The following is a 1,920-nucleotide window of genomic DNA, read 5'->3' on the forward strand; positions in this document are numbered from 1 at the left end:
CGGCCAGTCGCCCCCGGCCGCGGACCGCGCGCCCGTCACCCGTTCCCCCGGCACCGGCCACGAGGGCGCCCTGCACCGCACGGCGGAGATCGTGGCCCGCGTGACCGGCCTCCCCGCCGGCCGGCTGGACGCCTCGACGGACCTGGTCTCCCTGGGTGTGGACAGCCTTCGCCTGGTCCGTATCGCCCGCGCGATCGGCGGCGAGGGCGGACGGGCTCCGACATTGACCGCCCTGTACGAGCAGCCCTTGCTGGGCGCGATCGCCGAGGCCGCGTTCGGCCGTTCCACGGACGCTCGGGCGCCGGACGCGCCCGGCGGGTCCGGCCCTCGCGACGAGCCGGCAGTACTGGGCGCGCCCGCCGCGCACCTCCCGCGTGACGTGCCCGCCCTCGCGGCCGATCTGGACATCGACGCCCTGGACGAGGCCGAGCTGGACGCGCTGCTGGCGCGCCACGCCGGATCCCGCCCCCTGCCCACCGCCGCCCCCATCCCCGTCGAGGAGACATGAGCGCGCCCGCACACCTCCCCACGACCGACCCGCCCGCCACGACCGTCGAGGCCAAGCGCGCGCGGCTGCGAGCCCTGCTGCACGGCGCCTCGGACGACACGGCGGTGACGCTCACACCGGAGCAGCGTGGGCTGCTGTTCCTGCACCGCCTCGACCCGGACGCGGGGGCGTACGACATCCCGCTCGCGGTCGAGCTGCGCGGCCCGCTCGAACCCGACCGGCTCGTGAGCGCCTTCGACGACCTGATGTCCCGTCACCCCGTACTGGCAGCCCGCGTCGAGGACCGGCCGGGCGGACCGGTGCTGGCGCCCGCCACGCCGGCACCGCGCCTGGAGCGCCGGGATCCGCGTGCCGAGGGCGGTGCACAGGACGACCCGCTCGCACCGGTGCGGAAGGAGGCGGCCCGGCCGCTCGACCCCGACCGCGCCGTGCTCCGTGCGGTCCTCTTCCGCCACGCCCCCGACCACCACCATCTGCTGCTGGTCGCCCACCACGTGGTGTTCGACGGCGACTCTGCGGTCATCGTGCTTCAGGACCTGTGGGCGCTGTATCGGGCGGGGGCGGACGGCACGCGGCTGCCGCCCGCCGGGGCGCCGTTCGCCGCGTACGCCCGCGCGCGTGCGGCGCGTTCCTCGGAGCGGGAGCGGACGCTGACCGACTTCTGGCGGAGGCGGACCGACGGGGTGACGGGCGCGCCCACGCTGCCGTTCGACCTGCCCGGGACCACGGTGCGCACCCGCGTCTCCGACCGTGTGCCGGTCCGTCTCGACCCGTCCGCCACGCAGGCCGTGCGGGCCTTCGCCGCCGAACACCGCACCAGCGTGTTCGCCGTACTCCTCGCCGCCTACCTGCTGGTGCTCGGACGCCATGACCCGGCCCGGCGGCTGGCCGTGGGCACGCCGGCGGCGATCCGCCACGACCCGCGCTTCGACCGTACCGTCGGCTGCCTGATCAACATGATCCCGGTCCGTGCTCCGCTCCCGGTCGACGCGGCCGGGCCGTCCGGGCCGACGGCCGCCGGGTACGTCCGCGCCGTCCGGACGGAACTGGCGGAGTGCCTCGACCACGCGGACCTGCCCTTCCCCCGGATCGCGGAGCTGCTGGACGGCCTCGACCCCGAGGACGGCTCCCCGTTCACCTGCCCGTTCGCCTTCCAGCGGTGGCGGGGCGACGCGGCGGGCGAGGTGGCGCCCGGGGTGCGCGCGGAGATCGTCGAGGAGGTGCACCAGCCGGGTGTGGGGCATGTGAACCTCACGCTCGTGGAGCACGACGACGAGGTCCGGGGCCAACTCAAGTACGACACGGAACGGTTCGAGAGGGCCTCGGCGGCCCGGTTCGCCGCGGAGGTGACGTCGGTGGCGACCGCGCTCGCCGCGCGCCCCGAGGCCCCGGTCGAGCGGGTGCTGCGGGAG

General features: G+C 76.5%; 2 protein-coding genes. Both read left to right on the forward strand.

Going from position 1 to position 1,920, the window contains the following annotated elements:
• A partial coding sequence (locus CLM62_RS06055; RefSeq protein WP_218835561.1) for an acyl carrier protein occupies positions 1-508 on the forward strand: 508 nt, incomplete at its 5' end.
• Positions 505-1,920 (forward strand): condensation domain-containing protein (locus CLM62_RS06060; RefSeq protein WP_218835562.1); only part of this gene is annotated, 1,416 nt, incomplete at its 3' end. The genes CLM62_RS06055 and CLM62_RS06060, both read left to right, overlap by 4 nt.

Source organism: Streptomyces sp. SA15, from assembly GCF_002291145.1.
Lineage (GTDB): Bacteria > Actinomycetota > Actinomycetes > Streptomycetales > Streptomycetaceae > Streptomyces.